At 46.2% G+C, this 22,356-nt stretch carries 19 protein-coding genes; 7 read left to right on the top strand and 12 right to left on the bottom strand.

Annotated features, from left to right (window positions below; genetic code table 11):
• Nucleotides 1–35 precede the first annotated feature (35 nt).
• The 4 genes from J3U64_RS08420 to J3U64_RS08435 all read right to left on the bottom strand — a co-directional run bounded on the left by J3U64_RS08420 (nt 36) and on the right by J3U64_RS08435 (nt 3,430).
• Nucleotides 36–833 carry a thiazole synthase gene (locus tag J3U64_RS08420; RefSeq protein ID WP_267408914.1) on the bottom strand — a complete coding sequence of 266 codons (798 nt, stop codon included), beginning with the start codon at nt 831–833 and terminating at the stop codon, nt 36–38.
• Between the two features lie 401 nt (nt 834–1,234).
• Nucleotides 1,235–1,762 carry a YagU family protein gene (locus J3U64_RS08425; RefSeq protein ID WP_180295836.1) on the bottom strand — a complete coding sequence of 176 codons (528 nt, stop codon included), beginning with the start codon at nt 1,760–1,762 and terminating at the stop codon, nt 1,235–1,237.
• A gap of 358 nt (nt 1,763–2,120) precedes the next feature.
• Entirely contained in the window at nt 2,121–2,315 is a 195-nt protein-coding gene (gene thiS, locus J3U64_RS08430; RefSeq protein ID WP_267408915.1) for a sulfur carrier protein ThiS, read from the bottom strand.
• Nucleotides 2,312–3,430 carry an FAD-dependent oxidoreductase gene (locus J3U64_RS08435; protein WP_267408916.1) on the bottom strand — a complete coding sequence of 373 codons (1,119 nt, stop codon included), beginning with the start codon at nt 3,428–3,430 and terminating at the stop codon, nt 2,312–2,314. The genes thiS and J3U64_RS08435 overlap by 4 nt, the downstream gene beginning before the upstream one ends.
• A 172-nt stretch (nt 3,431–3,602) precedes the next feature.
• Here J3U64_RS08435 and J3U64_RS08440 point away from each other — a divergent pair, with 172 nt between their 5' ends.
• A complete protein-coding gene (locus tag J3U64_RS08440; protein ID WP_267408917.1) occupies nt 3,603–3,875 on the top strand; it encodes a DUF3079 domain-containing protein in 273 nt (90 codons plus the stop codon).
• 746 nt (nt 3,876–4,621) lie between these two features.
• Here J3U64_RS08440 and pta read toward each other — a convergent pair.
• Nucleotides 4,622–6,322, bottom strand: coding sequence for a phosphate acetyltransferase (pta, locus tag J3U64_RS08445; RefSeq protein WP_267391537.1), 1,701 nt, complete (start codon nt 6,320–6,322; stop codon nt 4,622–4,624).
• Nucleotides 6,323–7,007: 685 nt separating this feature from the next.
• On the opposite strand from pta, the gene J3U64_RS08450 reads away from it, so the two are divergent.
• From J3U64_RS08450 to J3U64_RS08460, 3 genes are all read left to right on the top strand, one after another.
• The gene (locus tag J3U64_RS08450; protein ID WP_267408918.1) at nt 7,008–7,778 is read left to right on the top strand and encodes a serine/threonine protein kinase; all 771 of its coding nucleotides are present in this window, start codon (nt 7,008–7,010) and stop codon (nt 7,776–7,778) included.
• Between the two features lie 375 nt (nt 7,779–8,153).
• The gene (locus J3U64_RS08455) at nt 8,154–9,569 is read left to right on the top strand and encodes a hypothetical protein (protein ID WP_267408919.1); all 1,416 of its coding nucleotides are present in this window, start codon (nt 8,154–8,156) and stop codon (nt 9,567–9,569) included.
• Between the two features lie 131 nt (nt 9,570–9,700).
• Complete coding sequence (locus tag J3U64_RS08460; protein WP_267408920.1) at nt 9,701–10,708, top strand: MBL fold metallo-hydrolase; 1,008 nt, start codon at nt 9,701–9,703, stop codon at nt 10,706–10,708.
• Between the two features lie 129 nt (nt 10,709–10,837).
• Here the strand turns inward: J3U64_RS08460 and J3U64_RS08465 are convergent, their stop codons facing one another.
• From J3U64_RS08465 to earP, 5 genes are all read right to left on the bottom strand, one after another.
• Nucleotides 10,838–11,491 (bottom strand): TetR/AcrR family transcriptional regulator, encoded by a 654-nt coding sequence (locus tag J3U64_RS08465; protein WP_100140773.1) that lies wholly within the window; start codon nt 11,489–11,491, stop codon nt 10,838–10,840.
• A gap of 72 nt (nt 11,492–11,563) precedes the next feature.
• The gene (gene murB, locus J3U64_RS08470; protein ID WP_373885630.1) at nt 11,564–12,589 is read right to left on the bottom strand and encodes a UDP-N-acetylmuramate dehydrogenase; all 1,026 of its coding nucleotides are present in this window, start codon (nt 12,587–12,589) and stop codon (nt 11,564–11,566) included.
• Nucleotides 12,586–13,971: an MATE family efflux transporter gene (locus J3U64_RS08475; RefSeq protein WP_267408921.1), complete on the bottom strand. Its 1,386-nt coding sequence runs from the start codon at nt 13,969–13,971 to the stop codon at nt 12,586–12,588. The genes murB and J3U64_RS08475 overlap by 4 nt, the downstream gene beginning before the upstream one ends.
• 139 nt (nt 13,972–14,110) lie before the next feature.
• Complete coding sequence (efp, locus tag J3U64_RS08480; RefSeq protein ID WP_025331610.1) at nt 14,111–14,671, bottom strand: elongation factor P; 561 nt, start codon at nt 14,669–14,671, stop codon at nt 14,111–14,113.
• Nucleotides 14,672–14,714: 43 nt separating this feature from the next.
• Complete coding sequence (gene earP / locus J3U64_RS08485) at nt 14,715–15,914, bottom strand: elongation factor P maturation arginine rhamnosyltransferase EarP (protein WP_267408922.1); 1,200 nt, start codon at nt 15,912–15,914, stop codon at nt 14,715–14,717.
• A 421-nt stretch (nt 15,915–16,335) separates the two neighbouring features.
• Between earP and gyrA the strand changes: the two genes are divergently transcribed.
• Both gyrA and J3U64_RS08495 read left to right on the top strand, forming a co-directional pair.
• A complete protein-coding gene (gene gyrA / locus J3U64_RS08490) occupies nt 16,336–18,939 on the top strand; it encodes a DNA gyrase subunit A (RefSeq protein WP_267408923.1) in 2,604 nt (867 codons plus the stop codon).
• A 168-nt stretch (nt 18,940–19,107) separates the two neighbouring features.
• Nucleotides 19,108–19,305: a (2Fe-2S)-binding protein gene (locus J3U64_RS08495; protein WP_100140779.1), complete on the top strand. Its 198-nt coding sequence runs from the start codon at nt 19,108–19,110 to the stop codon at nt 19,303–19,305.
• 253 nt (nt 19,306–19,558) lie between these two features.
• Here J3U64_RS08495 and J3U64_RS08500 read toward each other — a convergent pair whose 3' ends face one another.
• Complete coding sequence (locus J3U64_RS08500; protein ID WP_267391508.1) at nt 19,559–19,969, bottom strand: GNAT family N-acetyltransferase; 411 nt, start codon at nt 19,967–19,969, stop codon at nt 19,559–19,561.
• Between the two features lie 99 nt (nt 19,970–20,068).
• A complete protein-coding gene (locus tag J3U64_RS08505; RefSeq protein WP_267391507.1) occupies nt 20,069–20,509 on the bottom strand; it encodes a MerR family transcriptional regulator in 441 nt (146 codons plus the stop codon).
• A 168-nt stretch (nt 20,510–20,677) separates the two neighbouring features.
• Between J3U64_RS08505 and J3U64_RS08510 the strand changes: the two genes are divergently transcribed.
• Nucleotides 20,678–22,356, top strand: a 1,679-nt coding sequence (locus tag J3U64_RS08510; protein ID WP_267408924.1) for a DUF6531 domain-containing protein, incomplete at its 3' end; no start/stop codon positions are given.

Here is a 22,356-nt window from a genome sequence, read left to right on the forward strand (position 1 = left end):
GAATAATAAAAATAACGTGCGTACACACTTTATTTTTAATCGTTATAGTCAGGATAATGCCAGAAAGGTTGACCTAGTTGTGGCGTAGAGGCCTGTGCACTATGCCGCGGTACAACCGGTGTCGCTTCATAAGCCAGTCTGCCGGCTTTTACCGCCTGAGCAAAAGCTTCTGCCATCAACACCGGAGCACCACTGCGTGAAACGGCAGTATTCAGCAGCACCCCATCAAAACCCCATTCCATTACAGCGGCCGCATGTGAAGGCAATCCCAGCCCCGCATCCACAAGTAATGGAGTATCAGGTAAATGTTCACGCAGCACATGCAGGGCATATTCATGCACGGGTCCCAGTCCGGTGCCAATCGGTGCTGCCCAAGGCATCAAAGCCTGACAGCCGGCATCAAGTAAACGGCGGCAAGCTATCAGATCTTCCGTACAATAGGGCAGTACCTTAAACCCATCTTTAATCAGGATATCGGCCGCCTGTACCAACTGAAACACGTCCGGCTGTAAAGTATGGTCATCGCCAATCAGCTCCAGCTTAATCCAGTCTGTGGCAAAAACTTCGCGTGCCATCTGTGCTGTTGTTACTGCCTCTTGCACACTCAGGCAGCCGGCTGTATTAGGCAAAATAGGCAAATCTAGTTCCTGTAGTAATCCCCACAGACCCTGACCATGCTCTGCCGAAGTAGCACCCTGCCGGCGCAAAGCCACTGTTATCATTGCCGGCTGAGATTTTCTAACTGCTGCCCGCAGTATTTCCGGATTAGGATAAGCAGCGGTTCCCAGCAGCAAACGACTTTCAAACTGCTCATTATATAGTTGTAAAGCCATCAGCTCTCTTTCCGCAAAACAGTAATATCGAATATTGTCCAAACAGCCGCCAAGCACTGTCCAGAAGAAGAAAGACTAGATTTTATAACCAGAACAATATCTTTGCATCTGATTTCAATTAATAGGAAAAATCAGTTAGTACAAAATGAAAAAGCAGGCAATCGATTGAGTATTTATCTTATTTTCATAATTCATTACGCATAAAATAATCAAGCTTAGAAATAAACCGCACAACAGAGCAGAGGTCAGACACAAATATAAAAATGCCCATGACACTTATCCAGTATCAAGCGTCACACTGACACTTCATTATGTGGATAAACATGGGCAAAAACAAAAAACTATCTCTGCTGATAGCCGGAATATCAAGAAATTCAGCATCCGGCCATCATTACTCTAGTCTACTGAAATTCTGGGTCTGGTTTTTTAGTCAGACGGTTACGCAAATCGCGGCGAAAAATTTCAATAGTCCACATCCACAGCAAGGTACCAATCAGCTCAGAAAAGAGCTCATCAAAAGGCAGATTCCACGGAGCAGGCGACAAATTCATGACTGGCAGCATAATACCGTGGAACAAAATAGTTACCCCAATACCAAAGGCCATACCCTGCCATAATTTTACTTTAGGAAAAATTTCTGCTGCCATGCAGTAAATGACAGCCCAGACAATTGAAAACAGGATGTGTATCAGACTGCCACCCCAGTTCACTACTTGGTCGGAATAAGTGTAAACCATATTGTGAATATCAATGCCCATATCCTGAATCATCTGAATCGGAGGCGGCACACGGTCTGGTGTGCGCGGTGGCATGATACCTTCAGTACCAGATTTCACAAAAGCCGAAATCAGCCCCCCCATAATACCGGCAAAAAAAGCAACCCCAAAACTGCGGCTGGCCGGTTCGGTACGAGCAAACAGATTAGACATAATTAACGCCCTTTTGATATGTTAACAACAACTATTGATTTGTATTATTCATGTAAAACAGGGGCGCAAGTGTAAATGTAGATTAAAGGCAAAATCAAGCAAATTTACCCTTCTGCGTTCTCCAAACCCGTATATATGACGATATCAATTATTATATCAGCCTTGAAGATTAATCAGCATATTGATATTACTGAAAAATAAAATATGATTACTTTTATGGAATATTTAGCCTGAAATTTACTGCTTTATTTAAAAGTGAACAGAACACCTACTTCAGCTTTAGCCAGCACGGGCAAAGACGAGCAACAAAAAACCCTGTATGCATACAGGGTTTGCTGACAACCATTTTGCTACCATACTAACCGCCCACTACCGGACTCACAATGTCCACTTTATCCTGCTCCTGCAAGACATAGCCACCATATTCCTTACGGGCAACAAAAGCAGTGTTTACGGCCACTGCAAACGGTGTTTCAGGATTAATATGCACAACCAGTTCCCCTAGCGTGCGGCCATCAAACTCTATTATCTCATCATTAACGCATAATTTCATTTTACTGATTCTCCATTCTGGCTTACCGGCACAACGTGTATGTCATAGCGCGCGTCTGCATCTGGAAGTGGCTGCTGTTGCATCAACGCCTGGATAACCCGTACAGTAGCCAGACTAACAGTGGGTGAAATCATAAACCCATGCCTAAACAATCCATTAACAGCTACCAAACGATTTTGTGCATCATAGCGTATTTCCGGATTTTCATGATTGAGTGTCGGGCGTAGCTGCGCCAGACTTTCCAGAATTCGTGCTTCACCAAAAGCCGGATGAACGCAATGCAGAGCAGACATCAGCTCCAGCCCGCTACGCACACTCAGCGGGCTGTCATCTTCACTTTCAATCTGAGTAGCACCAATCACAAACAAATGGTTCTGTTTCGGCGCAATATAAATAGGATAGCGTGGATGCAGCACCCGTACCGGCCGGTGAAGTGTCACATCTGGAGCATGAATACGCAGCACTTCTCCCCGAACACCGCGCAGACGGCTATTTGCCTGATTGTTCCAGCTTTTTTTAGCGCCAAAACCGCGACAATCCAGCGTCCATTCAGCCAATTTTGCACATTCAGCCGGCTCACTTTCGCGTTCCCAATAACAGGTTACCTGCCGGCGCTCAAGCATATCTGCCAGTGCCAGCAGTGTCTGACGATTATCCAACTGGCCTTCTGTTGGTAAAAACAGTCCTTGCTGAAAACGGCCAGCCAGCTGCGGTTCTTGTGCATCGATTTGCTGACTGTGCCAATGCTGACAGCGGCTGCTATCCTGATGAGCCCGTTGCAAATCTCGTGTAAACTGCTGAGCCAGCTCTCGATCCTGTGGATGCCAGACAATTAATGATCCATTCTGCTGCATGAATACAGGAGTTGGAAATATGTCCACCCACTTACGCCAGATTGGCAAACTGGAATATCCCAACTGAACCACCAGCGGCGTGGCTTCCACCGCTTCAGCTGTAGGCGCCAGCATCGCTGCTGCCGCAAATGCAGCGCTGCCTTCTCCATTTCGATTACCGGCATTGAACAGCACCACTTTAGAGCCCTGCTCTGCCAGTAACCACGCAGTCAGACGTCCCAGCAACCCACCACCCAAAACTGCAACATCATATTGTTTCATTGCGCACCTGTCATATTAAACCGAATCTTTATCTGTTCCTGAATCAAGCATATTTTGTTTTGGCAAAAATATTTTCCCGACAAAACATTACACAGCACCCAGTCCTCCTCCGCTTGAACAAACTGGCTTCAGCGGGTATAACCGCAGATATTCCCCAACAATAGACTTTACTATGGCCAAGGTTTTCCCTCTGCATCCTAAACACCCCGAACGAATCTGCTGGGGCTGTGATAAATACTGTCGTGCCGATGATTTACAATGCGGCAATGGTAGTATACGCATTCCACATCCGTGCGAGGATTTCGGTGCACAATGGTATCTTGAGGGTGATTGGTCCGGCTTGCTGTCTGAAACACAACGCAAACAAATTGCCGCTTCTAACCAGCCATCAGCAAAAGAAATCAAACCGCACAAACCGCATATCAAACTAACGTTAAAAAAATAATCTTATCCTGATATCACTGCAACTAGTCCAGATTGACAAAACCTATCTTCAACACAGACCAATAGCCAAAATCTACTCAAACCTGATTTATTTCGTCCATCGTTAGCAGAATAAACTGAAGAGCATCACAGGCGCTGGCTAAACAAAACACATTAATCCTAGCCGTTTCAATCACACAAAATATCAAGTTAAATATTATTGTAAAAACATTACTTTAATTTGAGAATTATTTTACAGAAATAAAACATAAAAAGATACGCTGATCCACTCAGGTACCAGCGCAATGAATGCAATAAGTTTCATCGTTATCTCCCCGAAAGACTCAATCCAAGGTTGAAAACAACAAAACATAAAAAAAGACAAGGCCTCATGCTCTCAGCAGCCAGCCAATATCGCAGTAGTGTTTTAAGCCCTGAAAAAATAAACCGCCTGCAAAAAAACTGCAGGCGAGTATATTACTGCATAATACCTCTAATTTAAGATTATCCCTTTGTATTCTTGGCTATTTTATCAGACGTTATGTCCAGTTACAGACTGTAATTTATTAACACAGATTTGGCAATAGTTCGTAAAGTTATCGTATCAAAAGACAATAATCATCCCATTTATTATCAATATTTAATTTTAAATTGCTTATAAAAAATAAAATAATTAATTTTATTGCCATAAAATACAAAACAGGCAGATGATTGTCATATCATCTGCCTGTCTATCAGCAGTAATAATCTGCCGAAGAATAATATGGGTTAGCCCATCTGTACTGCCTGAATAGCCGTTAAAGCAATGGTGTACACAATATCTTCAATTAGTGCGCCACGCGACAAATCGTTTACCGGTTTATTCAGACCCTGCAACATCGGCCCCACACTCAACACATGCGCACTGCGTTGCACAGCCTTATAAGTAGTATTACCGGTATTTAAGTCCGGGAATACAAACACAGTAGCCTGCCCAGCAACCTTGCTGTCCGGCGCCTTCTGTCTGCCCACACTAGGCACACTGGCCGCATCATATTGCAATGGCCCATCAATATGCAGATCAGGACGTTTTTGCTGTGCCAACTTAGTAGCTGCTGTCACCGTCTCCACATCAGCACCACTTCCGGATGAACCGGTAGAATAAGAAATCATCGCCACTTTAGGCTCAATACCAAATGCTTTAGCAGAATCGGCAGACTGAATGGCAATATCTGCCAGCTGCTCGGCAGTAGGATTCGGATTAACAGCACAGTCACCATATACCAGCACCTGATCCGGCATCAGCATAAAGAATACGCTGGATACCAGACTGGCACCCGGAGCTGTTTTGATTAATTGCAGAGCCGGACGAATGGTATTGGCCGTAGTATGTACTGCGCCAGACACCAGACCATCCACATCACCTGTTGCCAGCATCATCGTGCCCAACACTACCGTATCCTGCAATTGCTCAGTGGCCTGTTCAGGTGTCAGACCTTTGCTTTTTCTCAGTTCTACCATCGGTGCAACATAGCGTTCACGGATTGTGTCTGGATCAATGATTTCCAGTGAAGCCGGTAATTGAATATTTTTTTCCCGTGCTACTGCTTCCACTTCTTCTTTTTTAGCCAGCAACACACAGCGCGCAATTCCTTTATTTTCACAAATGGCCGCTGCGGCAACCGTGCGCGGTTCACTGCCCTCCGGCAGCACAATACGTTTATTGGCCGCACGGGCACGCGCCATCATCTGAAAGCGAAATGCTGCCGGCGCAAGATGCTCTGTCAATGGTTTAGCCTGTGCTGCACTCAGTAGCTGAGCATTCAATTGCGCAGCCACTGCACTGGCTACATCCTTAGCCTGAGCCACATCAATTTCAGCCGGAAGAGCAGTTACCACACCCAGACAATCAATTTTGCAGCCATGTGCGGTCAGTTCAGACTGTACCTCGGCAGCAAACCCAGCTGCAGGAGCATGCTCGGCATCAGCAGTCAGAATAAAGCCACTGATTTCTGTGTGGCCATGCGCATAATCATGCGCAGCCAGCAACAACTGCGCTGCAACCAAAGCAGGAGTACGATTTGCAATCGCTGCCACAAGAATTACCCGTGCGTTCAGCGCTGCCGCAATTTTCACATTTTGTGCCGGCAGATAAGTGCGACCCGCTTCCGGAACCGCACCTTCAATCACCACCACATCATGTTTTGCCTCAGCCAGCTGATGAAAAGCAGCAACAAACTCTTCCACAGCATCATCTGCTTGTCCCTGATATACCCGCTCATCCAAAGCATTCAGCGACTGTGGTTCAGGCAAAGTTTGCTGCAATACCGCCTGCACCAGTGCAACGGTATTATCCGCAGCTGTACTTGCGGTAACTGGTTTATAGTACAGCGGCACCTGTCCGGCTTGTAAAAATATCTGCGCCACACCCAGACCCACACCGGTCAAACCAGCCTGTGATCCAGTAGGCACCAGCAAAAATTGCGACATAAAAATCCCTTTCGTTGAACTAACACCAGCAGCAAACGCCGCATTTATTTTATCGCTAACGATTATAATTTACTTCGCTGCACTGCATACCGAGATACATCAATTTTTGCATGAAAAAACATAAGTCAGCCGAATATACATCATAAGCATAATAACACTTGATTTATCAGGCATGGCAGCAGTAACACAACTATCGCGACAACAGCACTTTAGAACCAAGCAAACTGTACAAACTGCCAGCATAGCTATGCCTAATACTGTGTTAACCAGTCGAACTTTTATATATGCTCTTCCGGCACAATGCGCTTCCAATCCCTGATATTTATTTCATATCGCTAATTTCGTATTTCTGTATTTCCTGATTTTTAAGTACGCTTAATTCAGCAATCGCATCTTTAAATTATTTATTCACATGAACCATAGGAGACATTAAAAACTAAATAATCAAAACAGACTCTACCGTCAGACAAAAACAGAATGATGCACTTCAGACTGAAAAGCAATGATCAACTGCCTGATGGAAAACACTGATAACAGCCGAATCTTTACGCATTTAATAAAATACTGCCCATCCACTATTCATTCAGCTCACACTAGGGTACACATGTTGAAAAAAAAATTTTTCTATGCAATGGCTTTTGTTTTTCTTACATTATGCACACTATATTTATACGGAAGGAATAATATGGCCAGATTAACAACCGAGCAAACCAGCGCACGCACCACTGAAGGATTAACGACCATTAGCTCTTCTTTCAATGCCCCCACAGGAATTGCCTTCGACACTAAAGGCGCAATGTACGTTACAAACTGGTCAGGTAACTCAATCACTAAAATAAACACCAACGGCAAACGTGATACCGTTTATGCCGATATTGAAGCACCAGCTGGTATTGTTATTGATGCACAAGATAATATCTATGTATCATCCTACGATGGAGATTACATTTTAAAAATCAATGCCAACGGTAAAGCTGAAAAAATTTCAGATGGCTACCATACCCCTACAGGTATTGCTTTTTCCAACACTGGCAAATTGTTGGTTACCAACCGTTCCACTGGAGAAATCGTATCACTGGATTTAAACAGCGGCCGCAAAGAAATCATTGCCCGGGGTTTAACCACACCAGTGGGCGTCACCCAATTACCGGATAACAGCTTAGTTGTTTCCCAGTATAGCGGTCGCCTCACCCTAATCTCACCAGATGGCAGCCAGACAGAATTGGGTCAAGAATTCAACCGTCCAGGCGTAGGCATTGTTACTGTTTCTCCAAACGTCGTTGCTGTGATTGACAACGGGGCTGACATGGTGCGTACAGTAGACGTCAAAACAAAAACCGTAAACACTTTAGTTAACTCAATACCAAGAGCTGTGGCATTAGCTTATCATCAGAATCGCTACTATATAGGCGCTTGGCAAAACAGCACCGTCTACGCATATACGCCACGAAACTAAACTGAAACAACAGCCAGCAACAAAACTTCTGAAAATCAAGGCATCGAATCTGGCTAACTGGTCAAAAAAAAACCTGAATTGTTAACAGCCAGTTCAGGTTTTCTTACATCATTCCTGTTCAATTATCCAAAGCTAGTCAGATCTATTAATAAAATATTTTTTCTCCTAAAAAAGCGTTGAAAAAAGTCAGGGTGCTTAGAGCTTTCGATTCACTACACAGCAATAGCCAGACAAATAGAATAAAAGCATATCAATATCATTTCAAATTTGCATAATCGGTAGACTTATAATTCCTTACGCTTCTGTATTGATAATGTTAATATGCTGATTTTATATCGTATCTTTTTTTGTTTACGTAGCCGAGGAAAGAAATAAATGAGAAAAATACTATTGGCTTTTCTGTGTCTGATATTGGCAAGCTGTGTAGTATCTGTAAAACCGGAAGATAAATTCAAATCCGGTGATTATATCGGAGGAGTAAAAATTCTGGCTAATAACTTCAATGCAAAAAGCAAAAAGCTGCAACAGAAAAATAAACCATGGAAAGATAAAGACATTCAGTACTTACAAACAACAGTAGCAGAACTGATCGCCATGGCTCAGAAAAATATCCAGCAAGCTACACCATCTGATTATAATAAACGGATTAAAAATTATCAGCTACTACTGACACTAAAAACCGAGCTCGAAGATAAAAGCTATAGTCCATTTATAGAAAAATATCTAAGTCTATACACTTTAAACGGAATAAAAGAATCCCTGGCTCAACAGTTTTATCAGCAAGCCAACGCTATTATTCCTAAATACAGTGATGATTATCTGCGCAAAGCAAAATTATATCGGCAGGGCTATGAGTATTTCAATTATCAAGATATTTTTAAACGTGCTGAAGATAATCAAAATATGTATTATAAAACTGCGGCACAGGAATTTTACACAGACGCACAGGCTGATATACGTGAACGTAATTATAAACAGGCTGCCGCAAATTTTCGCAAAGCACACGAAGTGTATCTGCCTTTAGGCAATTATAAAGACAGCGCCAAACAAGCAGACATTTATGAAAAAAAATGGCGCACCATTGAAGCAGAAAAACATTACCAGCAGGCACAAACCATAATTCGCCGCGCAAAGCGTCTGAGTGAATATCGCGAAGCTGCTACCTTATACCGTGCTGCCAGCGAGGTATACAGCCCATATGGCAATACCTATAAAAATTCCACCAAACTGGCAAGTATGTATGCGCAAAAAGGACAAATACAGATTTTCGTCCGCGGCAACAGCTATCTGGCTGATAACATACGTTCCGCATTACAAAAAAATTATGTTAATTTTGTCGATAATGCCAGTGCCGCCAATTTAGTGATTGATGTAAGCATGAACCACGGCCAGTTTCAACAGTATAAAGAAAATATTGAAACCCAAAACCTCCATGAAAATCTGCGTGTAGGATCAAAACAGGTGGCAGATGAACACGGTAATATGGTCAATCAAGATGTGTATAAAGATTTCTATTTCAAAAAATATAGTGTCAAAACTGTAAATGAAGCAGAAATGATGGCTGAAGTACACACCAGAGGTCTGTACGCCCTAAATCGCAATTACCGTGCAAAAACAACTTCATCGCAGACTTATTACTGGTTTGATGGAAACGTACCCAAAAAATATACCGCATATACCGAAGGTAAACTGCTTGCTCGCGAAGAACAATTTAATCAAACACGCCAAAAACTATGGTCACAGATGAGTGGTGATTTTTATGAAATGAACAGAATACTGGCCACTCAATAACTTTCACCACTTAAAGCAGCGATTTATTTCAGTGCTTGTAGCACCAGCAGAGCAAGCACTGATTTAAGTTCTACCTGTAATAAGGGCATTATGGTACAAACAGTGTTGGACTGGCATAAAGAAGGCAAATAATGCTATTTAAAAGAAAAAACCCCTACTACAATCCAAATAAACCGCATCATACACCTTACGGATTCTGTAATTTAGAACCAACAACCATCAAACAGCTTGACGTCTATCGCTGGAGCTTAGAAAGACACATCCACCATCTGCCCAAGCCACCACAGCAAGGTTATGCACATTTTGCCCGTGAGTGGATGCAGTCACCAGATTTCACCCTCTCCGGCAATCGCCTATGGTGGATTAGTCATGCCACATTGCTCATACGCCTAAATCAATGCATGATTATTACCGACCCTGTATTCTCGCAACGGGTATCGCCTGTATCCTTTGCCGGACCAAAACGCCGTACACAGCCAGCTGCAAGCATTGCTGAGCTACCTCATATAGATGTCATTGCCATTTCTCACAACCATTACGACCACTTAGACACAGCCAGTATTCGTAAACTGGCCGCACGTTTTCCCAATATCAATGCAGTCGTCCCCTTAGGACTAAAACGAAAACTACAGCAATTGGGCATTAACAACGTAACAGAACTAGACTGGTGGGAACAAACAAACATTCATAATATCCGCTTTCATGCCGTACCGGCACATCACTGGAGCCAGCGCAGCCTGTTAAACCGCAATCACACTTTATGGTGTGGCTGGATGATGCAAACACCTGAAGGCAGCAATACTTATTTCAGTGGGGACACCGGTTTCAGTGAAATCATGTTCCGCCAGATTGCCGAGCACTTTACCTCCACAGACATGGCAGCTATCCAGATCGGAGCCTATGCACCTCGCTGGTTTATGCATAATCAGCACATTGATCCCGAACAAGCTGTAGCCATATTTAATATTCTGCGTTGCCGTCAGGCCATAGGCATGCACTGGGGCGCTTTCGAACTGGCCGATGAACCGCTGGATGAACCACCCCAACTACTGGCCGCAGCCAGAGTTCGGCATGGAGTATTACCCGAATGTTTTGAAAGCATCAAAATGGGGGACAGCCGCCCGATCACCTCTTCCTAACCCCCAATAACAGAAACCGTTTCATGCTTCTGAAAAATTTCACTGGCCACAGCAAATAAAACACTAAAACTAAGTTTCGGATAATATAAAAAAATCAACCCCATTCTTCCGAATGGGGTTGATTTTATCTTATATGTGATTGCGCAAATCAGCCATCATCCGGTTAAATTCTTCCCGATAGGCCGGCGCTACATACGGACGAAGCAAAGTCAACGTCTGATGAGTACCGCGGTATTTAGAGTCCTCAGTTAGCTTACGTTCATACAGCGCACTGTCATAATCACACCAATATTTTGTAATTAGCCAGATATTTACAGCCATTTCCTTACGAGCAATTTCATCCGTCTGAATAAAGCCGGTATCTGTCAGCTGCTGCAACAAATTTTGCAGCAGCGGTGACACCCTTACACGGGTAAAATTATTGTGCTCACCCAGAAGCTCAGCACTTCGCGACAGCATTGCATTCAAATCACTAAATAAAAAACGGTATCGCCACATTACATCATACACACCAAACATATAATTCTTAATGGCATTCGTATCCTGCGGCGTCTCCACCTGCTGCAGATAGCACAGCAATTCCTCACTATAGCGCTTAAAAAGCTGCATAATGATTTCATCTTTATTGCGAAAATGATAATACAAATTGCCCGGGCTAATGCCCAAATAAGAAGCAATATGATTCGTACTGATGTTGCGTTCACCCTCCTCATTAAACAGCTTCAGACTAGCATCAATAATACGATTATAAGTATTAGGGCGTGATTCTTTCACCATATTCATTTCTTTCAGATTATGCTGTCTCTTACCGCACAAATCATACTAACGGCATTTTTATCAGACTACTGGTCGCCGTTACTGAGGCTGCCATATGGGCTCAGGCTCCAGCCGCACCTGAAAACGCTGTGCCACACAATTCTGCACATATTCAGACAGCGCTACCACATCAGCGGCAGAGGCATGATCTTTATTTACCAGAACCAACGCCTGCCGCTCGTGTACCGCAGCACCACCCAACTGAAATCCTTTCAGGCCACACTGGTCTATCAGCCAGCCAGCTGCCAGTTTCACTTGTCCGTCCGGCTGCGGGTAATGCGGTAGGGACGGATATTGTTTCAAAAGGCTAGAAGCCAGTGTAGCTGGCACAACTGGATTTTTAAAGAAACTGCCGGCACTCCCAAGCACCTGCGGGTCAGGCAGCTTTTGCTTGCGGATATGGCACACAGCCTGTGCCACTATACTGGCGGTCAAAGCTTGTCCCTGTGCCAGTTCCGACGCCACCTGTGCCAAATCACCATAACGCAGCTGGGCTTTAAACACATGCGATAGCACAAACCGCACCGCCACAATCAGATAACGTCCCTCAGCATGTTTAAAAATACTGTCGCGATAAGCAAAACCGCACTCATCACAGTCAAGCCAGCACAGCTCATTCGTTTTAAAGTCGTAAACCTGCACCGCCTCAATACACGACTGCACCTCAACACCATAGGCGCCAATATTCTGTACCGGTGCTGCCCCCACCGTACCGGGTATCAGGCTTAGATTCTCCAGTCCGCACCAACCCTGAGCCAGCGTATATTGTACAAAATCATGCCAGTTTTCACCCGCGGCTGCTTCAACCACCACACGGTCTCCATCATCCGCCACCAGCTCAATACCACGATTGGCTACACGTACCACCAGCCCCGGATAATCAGCACAGAATAGAATATTACTCCCACCGCCCAGCCATAGCACGCGCTCGGGTTCAAATTGGGGTAAAGCCATGATTTTCGGCAACTGTTCAACATCAGTCAGCGACACCAACCAGCGTGCGCGTACCGGCAACGCAAAAGTATGCAGCGGCTGTAAATCAGCATATTCTGTCACATCCATCATGATTCCTTTTCCGCCTGCATCAGCGCAAACCGCTCACTCTGCCGGTGCAAATACCATACCAGAGCCACCGCCGCACCGGTTAGCGCTAGTACCAAAGCCAGCCAGAAACCATACAAAGCCATACCGAAATACAAGCCAAACAGACATCCAAAACCCAGACCCAAACCCCAAAAACTAAACGCATGAATCAGCATCGGAATTTTGGTCAGCTTATAGCCGCGCAGGGCGTACGAAGCAATCGTCTGCGTAGCATCGGATAACTGAAAAACGGCCGCAAAAATCAGCAGTGTACCGCCCAGCAATACGACCTCCTGATCAGCTGTGTACAAACCCACCCAAAAATGTCGAAACAATAACAACAGCACACCGGTAAAGCACGCACCCAGCAGTCCCATACTCAGACCCACACCAGAAACAAAACGGGCGCGTTGCCATTTGCGCGCACCTACTGCCTGTCCCACACACACCGCCAGTGCAATACCTACACTTTGCGGCAACATATAAATCAGCGACGTAATACTGATTACCACCTGCTGAGCCGCCACCTGAGTCACACCAAAACGCGCAATCAACAAGCTGATAAATGTAAACAAGCTCACTTCAAGGAAAAACGACATCCCAATCGGAATACCCAATCGCAATAGCGAGGCCTGTACACGCCAGCGCGGACGTTCAAATCGAGCAAACAGCGCAAACGGTGCAAAATACCGCTGACGAACAACGTAAATGCCCAGCACAATAGCATTAAACCAAAAACAAATAGCCGAAGCCAGACCACAGCCTGCCCCTCCCAACTCCGGCATTCCATACTTGCCATAAACAAAAATATAATTCAGTGGAATATTCAGCAGCAGCGCAATCAAGCTCACCACCATAATCGGTTTTGGTCGGTTTAAAGAAGAGGCAAATGCATAAAAAGCTCGATGAATCATCGCTGCCGGCATACCCAAGGCAATAAAGAACACAAACTGACCAAATACACCATCCACATAGGTGCCCATATTCAGCCAGTGCTGCATCGGCTTAATCAGCGCCCACAGCAGCAACATGCCCAATATGCCCAGAAACAAACCGAACCACAGTCCTTGCCGTCCCTGCTCACCGATTTCTGTGATTTTACCGGCGCCATACAACTGTGCCAGAATCGGCTGCAAAGCCGTCATCACCCCCAGAAACGTAATATAAAGCGTAATGAATACATTCGAGCCCAGAGCAACCCCAGCCAAATCATTGGCACTGGCATGGCCAGCCATTACCGTATCCACTACTCCCACACCCACCTGCGCTGCCTGTGCCACAAGAATCGGCAACGCCAGACGCAACAACCTGCGGCATTCAGCCCACAATTCACCACGTCCATGCAGATTCAGTTCAAACAACATCTTTCACCTACAAACTTAAACAATACAAACAATAAAAGACAGCAAACCATCACAGCCATCAAGCAGCCTGTTACCGCGCAGTAAACAATAAAACAGGCTGCCTGAATTTCTCCAGACAGCCTGCCAGCCAGAAAATCAGTTAGGCGCGTTTGCGGAATTCAAAAGTACGCGAATCGATTTCCACCTTATCGCCATTTTCAATATAAGCAGCTACCTGAATCTCAGCTCCACCTACCAAACGGGCATTCTTCATCACTTTACCAGAAGTATCACCTTTTACCGCAGGCTCCGTGTATTCCACCTCACGCACGATAATAGTTGGCAGCTCCACTGAAATAGCACGGCCGTCATAGAAAGTCACTTCACATTTTTCTTCCATGCCATCCACAATAAACTTGATGGCATCACCGATGTTTTCAGCTTCCACTTCATACTGATTGAATTCATCATCCATAAACACATACATCGGGTCAGCAAAATAGCTATAAGTACACTGCTTACGATCCAGTACCACTACATCAAACTTCTCATCGGCTTTATAAACCGTTTCCGTAGCAGCACCAGTCAGCAAATTTTTCAGTTTCATTTTCACCACGGCAGCATTACGACCGGATTTATTGTATTCGGACTTCTGCACCACCATTGGATCATTGCCCACCATAAATACATTACCCGGGCGCAATTCTTGTGCGGTTTTCATCTTTAATCTAACTTCCAAAAATGTTCAGCAAATAATAAGTACATCATTTTAGCGGAAGATGGCAGAATCTGGCTAGTTTTTCAAGCGCATTGTCCTGCGCATGCAGCATTTCAGACCACGCTGCTGCCGCTTTTACCCAACTTTGCCAATTGCCATACAAATTCTGCCACGCCACCACACGGCTTAACTCATCCAGCTTGCCAGCTCCATTTAAATCATCCGACAAAGCCATAAACGCCCTTTTCAGCTCTACTGGCCATCCTGCCGTAGCCTTTGCCCAGAAAGCATGCAGTTTTTGCACATGCGCATTCTCATTCTGCCGATAAATATGCCAGAAAAAAGGTAAACCGGCCCATAAAGCACGCACAAAACTGTCTTCACCCCGCACAATTGCCGCATCAGCCAGCCACAGTAGCTGATCAAACGCCGCCTGTGGTACAAACGGAATACGCACCAATGTGACATTATCCAACTCATATATGGCACCATCTTCACGCAAGGCATCTGTCGGTACAATCGAAGCCGCACGCAAACTTTCCACCACCTGCCCACCAGCCAGCCACAACGTCACCGGCGTACCACCCTGCTGCCACATGTTCAACCATTGTGGCCAGCACACTGAAGCATAGGCAAATACCAGCCACAACTGGCCTTTATGCTGCTCAGGCAAACCATAATGTTGTCGGAATGCCTGCTGTAACTGTGGCTGCTGCCTAAATACAGCACGTTTAGTCAGATAATCTTTTTCACGCAGCAAGCCGCCACTGGCTGCATCCATACCCATAAACCAAAAATACTTTTTCAGTCCGTCAGCCTGTAAGGACGGCATAGCATGCAAATCCAATGCCCAGTCTTCAGCCGTCAGATATTCCCAGTTTAGCCACAAAGGCTGACACCGGCTCATTCGTGCCCGCACTGCGTCAGGTAACGTACAACCAAAAGTTTCTATTACCAGTACCGGATCATTAGCCTCAGCCAGCTGTCGCTGCATCAGCTGCTTATCCTGCCAGACTTCTACCATTACATGGGGCAAATACCCTTCCCGCTCCGGTACCAGCGTATCCAGAGCTTTCACATCATCAATCCACAGACGCACCCGTAGACACAAATACTCTGCCAGCAGACAGCTTAAACGCCAGCCCACGCCCACATCACCAAAATTATCAATTACTCGGACAAATACCCACGCCTCAGCAACCAAATCATCCGGAAGCGTATTTGCAGATTGATTCTTACTACACATTAAAAAATCCTTACCCAAAGTCCGGATCCATAGCAGAAAATCGCCAATTTCCCATCTGTCAAGATAAAAACAGGCTTGACAAAACGATTTTATCCACATGAATTAAACCAGTCATGCTAAAGTCTGTAAAAAATCTGAACTGCTTTAATTTTTACAAACATATTTTTTAAATATATGATTTTAAAAGAAATTTATTTTAGGCTTATTTTTTAGGCAAGCCCATGCAAGTCTTGATTTATAGGCAATTATGCAAGCCAGACTTTCATTTTCCACAGATTTATCCACAAATATTGTGGGCATATCTTTAAACCCTTTAACAACAAGGTTTTTTACAGCAAAACAACTCCAAAAAGAAAAATAGTCAGAAACCATTAGCCGCTATGGTAAAATAAACAATGCTCTCTATAGTAATAAAGCCATTATGTCAGATGCACTTTTTGCCAAAGAAACCATAGCAGTATCTCTAGAAGAAGAAATGCGCCGTTCCTATCTCGATTACGCCATGAGCGTAATTGTAGGACGAGCCCTTCCCGATGTACGCGATGGCCTCAAACCGGTTCACCGCCGCGTTCTTTACGCTATGCACGAACTCAACAACGACTGGAACCGTGCCTACAAAAAATCAGCACGTATCGTCGGCGATGTTATCGGTAAATACCACCCGCACGGTGATACCGCTGTTTACGACACCATCGTCCGCATGGCACAAGATTTCTCTATGCGTTACATGCTGGTGGATGGACAAGGTAATTTTGGTTCCGTGGATGGCGACAGTGCCGCTGCCATGCGTTACACCGAAATCCGCATGGCAAAAATTGCGCACGAACTACTGGCTGATATCGATCAGGAAACCGTCGATTTTATTCCAAACTACGACGGCAGCGAAAACGAGCCGGCTGTACTGCCTACCCGGATTCCAGCCTTATTGGTGAACGGTTCATCGGGCATCGCCGTTGGCATGGCCACCAACATCCCGCCTCACAACATCAACGAAGTAATCGGCGGCGCCAAAGCCTTGCTGGCCAACGAAAACCTCAGCGTTGACGAACTGATCGACCTGATTCCCGCACCGGATTTTCCTACCGGCGGCATCATCTACGGCCTTTCCGGAGTACGTGAGGGCTACCGTACAGGCCGTGGCCGCGTCATCATGCGCGGCAAAACCCACATCGAGCCCATTGGTAAGCACGACGACCGTGAAGCCATCATCATTGATGAAATTCCCTATCAGGTCAATAAAGCCAGACTCGTTGAAAAAATCGGCGAACTCGTACACAACAAAGTGCTTGAAGGCATCTCTGATTTGCGCGACGAATCCGATAAATCCGGCATGCGCGTGGTAATTGAGCTGAAACGCAACGAAAACGCTGAAGTCGTTCTTAACCAGCTATACAAATTAACTCAGCTACAAGACAGTTTCGGCATCAACATGGTAGCGCTCGTAGACGGCCAGCCACGACTGCTCAATCTCAAACAGATACTGAGCGAATTCCTGCGTCACCGTCGCGAAGTCGTTACTCGTCGTACCCTGTTTGCCCTGCGCAAAGCTCGCGAACGTGGACATATCCTTGAGGGACAGGCCGTTGCTTTATCTAATGTTGACGAAATCATCGCCCTCATTAAAGCTTCTTCCACACCACCTGAAGCCAAAGCAGCCTTAACCTCACGTCCGTGGCGTTCTGGTCTCGTAGCCGACATGCTGGCACGCAGCGACATCGATGTGCAGCTGGTGAAACCAGAGGATGCACCCAACAATACCGGACTAATTGGCAATGATTACTTCCTGTCTGATGCACAGGCACAAGCCATTCTGGATTTGCGTCTGCAACGCCTTACCGGACTAGAACAGGATAAAATTGTTGAAGAATACAGAAGTGTACTCGATAACATACTAGATTTGCTTGACATTCTGGCCAAGCCAGCACGTATCAACCAAATCATTCATGACGAACTGACCGCCATTCAGCAACAGTTTGGAGACGAGCGCCGCAGCGAAATCAACGCTTTCGGTGGCGACATCGCTGATGAAGACCTGATACCACAGCGCGACATGGTGGTTACCCTCACCCACGGCGGCTACATCAAAACTCAGCAGGCAGACGATTATCAGGCACAACGACGCGGTGGCCGTGGCAAACAGGCCACTGCCACCAAAGATGAAGACTTCATCGAAACCCTATTTGTTGCCAACACCCATGATTACCTGCTGTGCTTTACCAGCCTAGGCAAATGCCACTGGATAAAGGTGTACAAACTGCCTGAAGGCGGCCGCAACAGCCGCGGACGTCCGGTTAACAACGTAATTCAGCTGGAAGAAGGCGAAAAAATCAACACCATACTGCCGGTACGTGAATTTAGCGAAAACGAATACGTTTTCATGTGTACCGAACAGGGTATCGTTAAAAAAACCCCGCTTATCGATTTCTCCCGTCCGCGTACCGCCGGCATCATTGCCCTCGGACTCGACGAAGGTGATCACCTTATCGGCGCCGTTAAAACTGCCGGCAAACACGATATCATGCTGTTTTCCAACGGTGGTAAAGCCGTACGTTTCAGCGAAGACAACGTCCGCCCAATGGGGCGTAGCGCTCGCGGTGTACGCGGCATGAAACTGGCCGAAAACAATCAGGTGATCAGCTTATTGGCCTACGATGCCGAAGAAGATGGCAACAAACTGGTACTCACCGCCACTGCCAATGGTTATGGTAAGCGCACCATCGTAGACGACTACCGCCGCTCTGGCCGTGGTACTCAGGGCGTAATTGCCATCGATACCGGCGAACGAAATGGCGACATGGTTGCCGCTACCCTCGTAGCCGACAGCGACGATCTGATGCTCATTACCAGCGGTGGTGTACTCATCCGTACCAAAGTAGATCAGATACGCGCCACCGGCCGTGCTGCTGCCGGCGTCAAACTCATCAACCTCGATGAAGGCGAAAAACTGGTTAGCCTCGAGCGGATTGCCGAAGCAGAAGAAAACAGCAATACCGAAATAGACACACTGGATACGCACGACAACTAATTATTCCAGTGAACCAAAATAAAGCCGACTTTTAAAGTCGGCTTTATTTTACCTGTCCAAATAAATTCAGAATTAATAATTCATTGCCACACATTACTTGATAATAATAATGAAATCCACTATCATCTTTATCCACAAAAAAAGAAGCTGCACTCAAAGGAAAAAATCATGTATGTATGTCTGTGCAATGCCATCACTGATCGCCAGATAAAAGAAACTGTCGCTGCCGGTGCAAGCAGTCTGACAGACTTACAAGCACAACTTGGTGTCGCTACCTGCTGCGGCTGCTGCGCAGACTTGGCCAGCTCATTCCTATCCTGCCATCATGAAAATCAGACCAATTGCAGCAAACCCAACTCCAAATAAACAGCCACACCTCAGAATTACCCTAATTTCATCAATTAGCAGCACATACAAAAAAAATAGCAACTGACAAAAAAACTAAAAATAAACTCAAACCATCCAGATTAATCTAAAACTACTCTTCACTTTCTTTGTATACCCATACGGTAACAAAACAGATAGACATCATCAAAAATAAAACATTCCAGAGAACCATTCCCGCCAGCTAAACTAACTGCCGTCATCCACAGACCACAGCATAGGAAACGTATTTACATTATTTCAACTGCTTATTCAACGTCCATGCCGAAGGATGAGCAGAAAACCCAATATGCCCATAGTAATCAACTGCCTGTGGCGCTGCAATCAACACAACCTGCGCATCAGCACGCGTATGCTGCTGAACTTCACGAATCAATTGTTTACCGATTCCCTGCTTCTGATATCGTTCGTCCACCGCCAGATCAGCCAGATAAGTCACATAAACAAAATCAGTTAGGCAACGTGCAATCCCCACCAGCCTGTCCTTGTCCCATGCTGTAATAATCAGATTAGCATTATCCAGCATCAACTGAAAACGCTCCTCATCACCAATCGGCCGCCGCCCGCCCAATGTACAGTGACTATAGAGCTCAGTAGCTTCAGCCAGTGACGGCTTAACATCATTACGGTAAATAATATCAGTCATTATTATAACCATTTAAATTTTTATAATTTTATCTATCAGATTCCGATACATCCAGTCAACAATCAGCTTCTTACCTTTCATCCTCATTCAAACAAACATTCAAAGATGATGACCAATATTGCTTAAATATTCTGCAAAGCTTACCTGCTCCCCCAGAGCACCTCGCTTACGTTGCTGATACCAGTCAATCTTATCATTTAAAATCCGTACATGCTGCTCCAGCTCAGCCTGCTGCTGCATAAACGCCGCACGTGTCTGCAATAACAACTCCAAGCGCTCCGAAATCGTTTCATCTCCTTGACTGCGCAAAAACACATACTGCTGTAACTGCGCCATACTCATACCCGTATTCTTCAAATGCAGCACAAACTGCATCCACTCAACATCCTTCTGCGTAAAATACCGACGTTTATTCGTACTACGCTGAGGAGAAATCAACCCCAAACTCTCATAATACCGCACAGTCGCCGGAGTTAATCCAAACAAATTAGCAAAAGTGCGAATACTGAATTGCCGGCTTTTAGAAGTAATCTTATCCATATACCAACACCATTCTTATTTATACACAATATCAAACATGATAAAATGTAATTAAACGTTAATTTAACAATGCATTTTACAGCTTTATTGTAAACAAAAAACAAAGCATCAAACTCAAAAAACAAACACAGCAATACACATCTATATTTTCATCAAGGGGCTTAACGAATGGGCAATGCGTATTGGGCCGCCCGCGAAGGGGACATCCTATTACACACCTCCATGCTCGCAGACATCGTTGGTGCGGCTGTAGAAATAGCATGCTATGCAGCCATCACCGCCGCAGTAGGTTTTGCCATTTTCGGCACCATCACCACCGGCGGACTACTCCTAAGTGTCCTTGTCGGCGTACTCATGGCCATTTCAGGTGGTGATACCGTCGTATCCAACCTCGCCAACTGGGTCAGTAGCCTTTTTCCGCCCTCCGAAGATGGCAAAATCAAAACCGGCTCGCCCAATACCCGCACCAACAGCAAAGCTTCCGCCCGCGCCGCAGGTGCCATAGATCAAAGCATTGAACTAAGTGACAGCAGCGAAGAACCACAGCAGCCCGAAAACTTCGCCGATATAGCAGGTATACTTATCGCAGCCGGAGAAATCGCTCAGGAATTTATTCGGCCAACAGTCGCCTCACCCGATCCCAGAGCAGAACCCAGAGATGACGACAAAATACTTTGCCGCAAACATCCGCATCCGTTCGGCACAGATGAATATCTGGCCGAAGGTTCCCGCAAAGTCTACATCAACAGCCAGCCGGCTGTACGCAGCAACGACCGCAGCACCTGCGAAGCCAAAGTCACCGACGACCATGCCGGCGGCGTCAAAGTATCCAGCAACGTACGCATCGGTGGCGAACCCATCGTCGTGCGTGAAATCAGAAGCGGCAAACATCCGGTTGCCCAGCTTATTGGTGTGGTTTCAGCCTTAAGACGCCCCCGCAAAATCTGTTCCAAAATCAAATGTCTTGTCCTGGCCATCGCCAGTAATGCAGGCACCAGCTTAGCCTCTGCCAAAATAGCACAAGCATTTACCCGCGGCCACCCCGTCCACCTCCCGACCGGCGCCAAACTCCTCTTCGGCACCGAAGAGCTCGACTTCACCCTCCCCGCCCATCTGCCCCTCCAATGGCAACGCTTCTACAGCAGCGTCGACACCCGCTCCCACAACATGTTCGGCGCCGGATGGAGCGTCAGCTTCGAAGTCGAAATCGAAATCTCCCCCCAGCCCGATGGCTCCTGTGCCGCCGTCTATATCAACGAACAAGGGCGCCGCCTCGAAATCGACCCCTTACAACCCGGCGAAGGCATGCGCGGCATCAACGAAAACCTCACCATCCGCCGTGGCCGGCACAACCGCTGGGTCATCGAAGACGACGACGGCCTCTACCGCCTCTTCGAGCCCGACCCCAGCCAACCCCACCGCCTCTGCCTCACCGCACTTCAAGATCGCAACGACAACCGCCTCCTTCTTTACCGCGACAGCCACAGCCGCATCATCGAAATCACCGACAACGACCGCAGCACCCGCCTCTCCCTGCACTATCAGCATCCCCGGCACCCACAACGCGTCACCTCCATCAAACAACAACTGGCCAATGGCCACAGCCGGGTACTGGCACAATACCAGTACACCGCACAGGGCGACCTCCGACACGTCATCGATGCCGAACAGCGGCACACCCGCACCTTTGCCTACGACACCGGCCGACGCCTCATCTACCACCGCCTGCCCACCGGCCTGCACTGCCACTACCAGTGGACTCACTTTGCCGATGCCGCCGAAACCGCCTGGCGCGTCACCCATCACTGGACCGAAGCAGATGGCCAGCGACAGGAAGACTATCACTT

The sequence above is a fragment of the Snodgrassella sp. B3800 genome (assembly GCF_026535865.1).
Classification (GTDB): Bacteria; Pseudomonadota; Gammaproteobacteria; order Burkholderiales; family Neisseriaceae; genus Snodgrassella; species Snodgrassella alvi_E.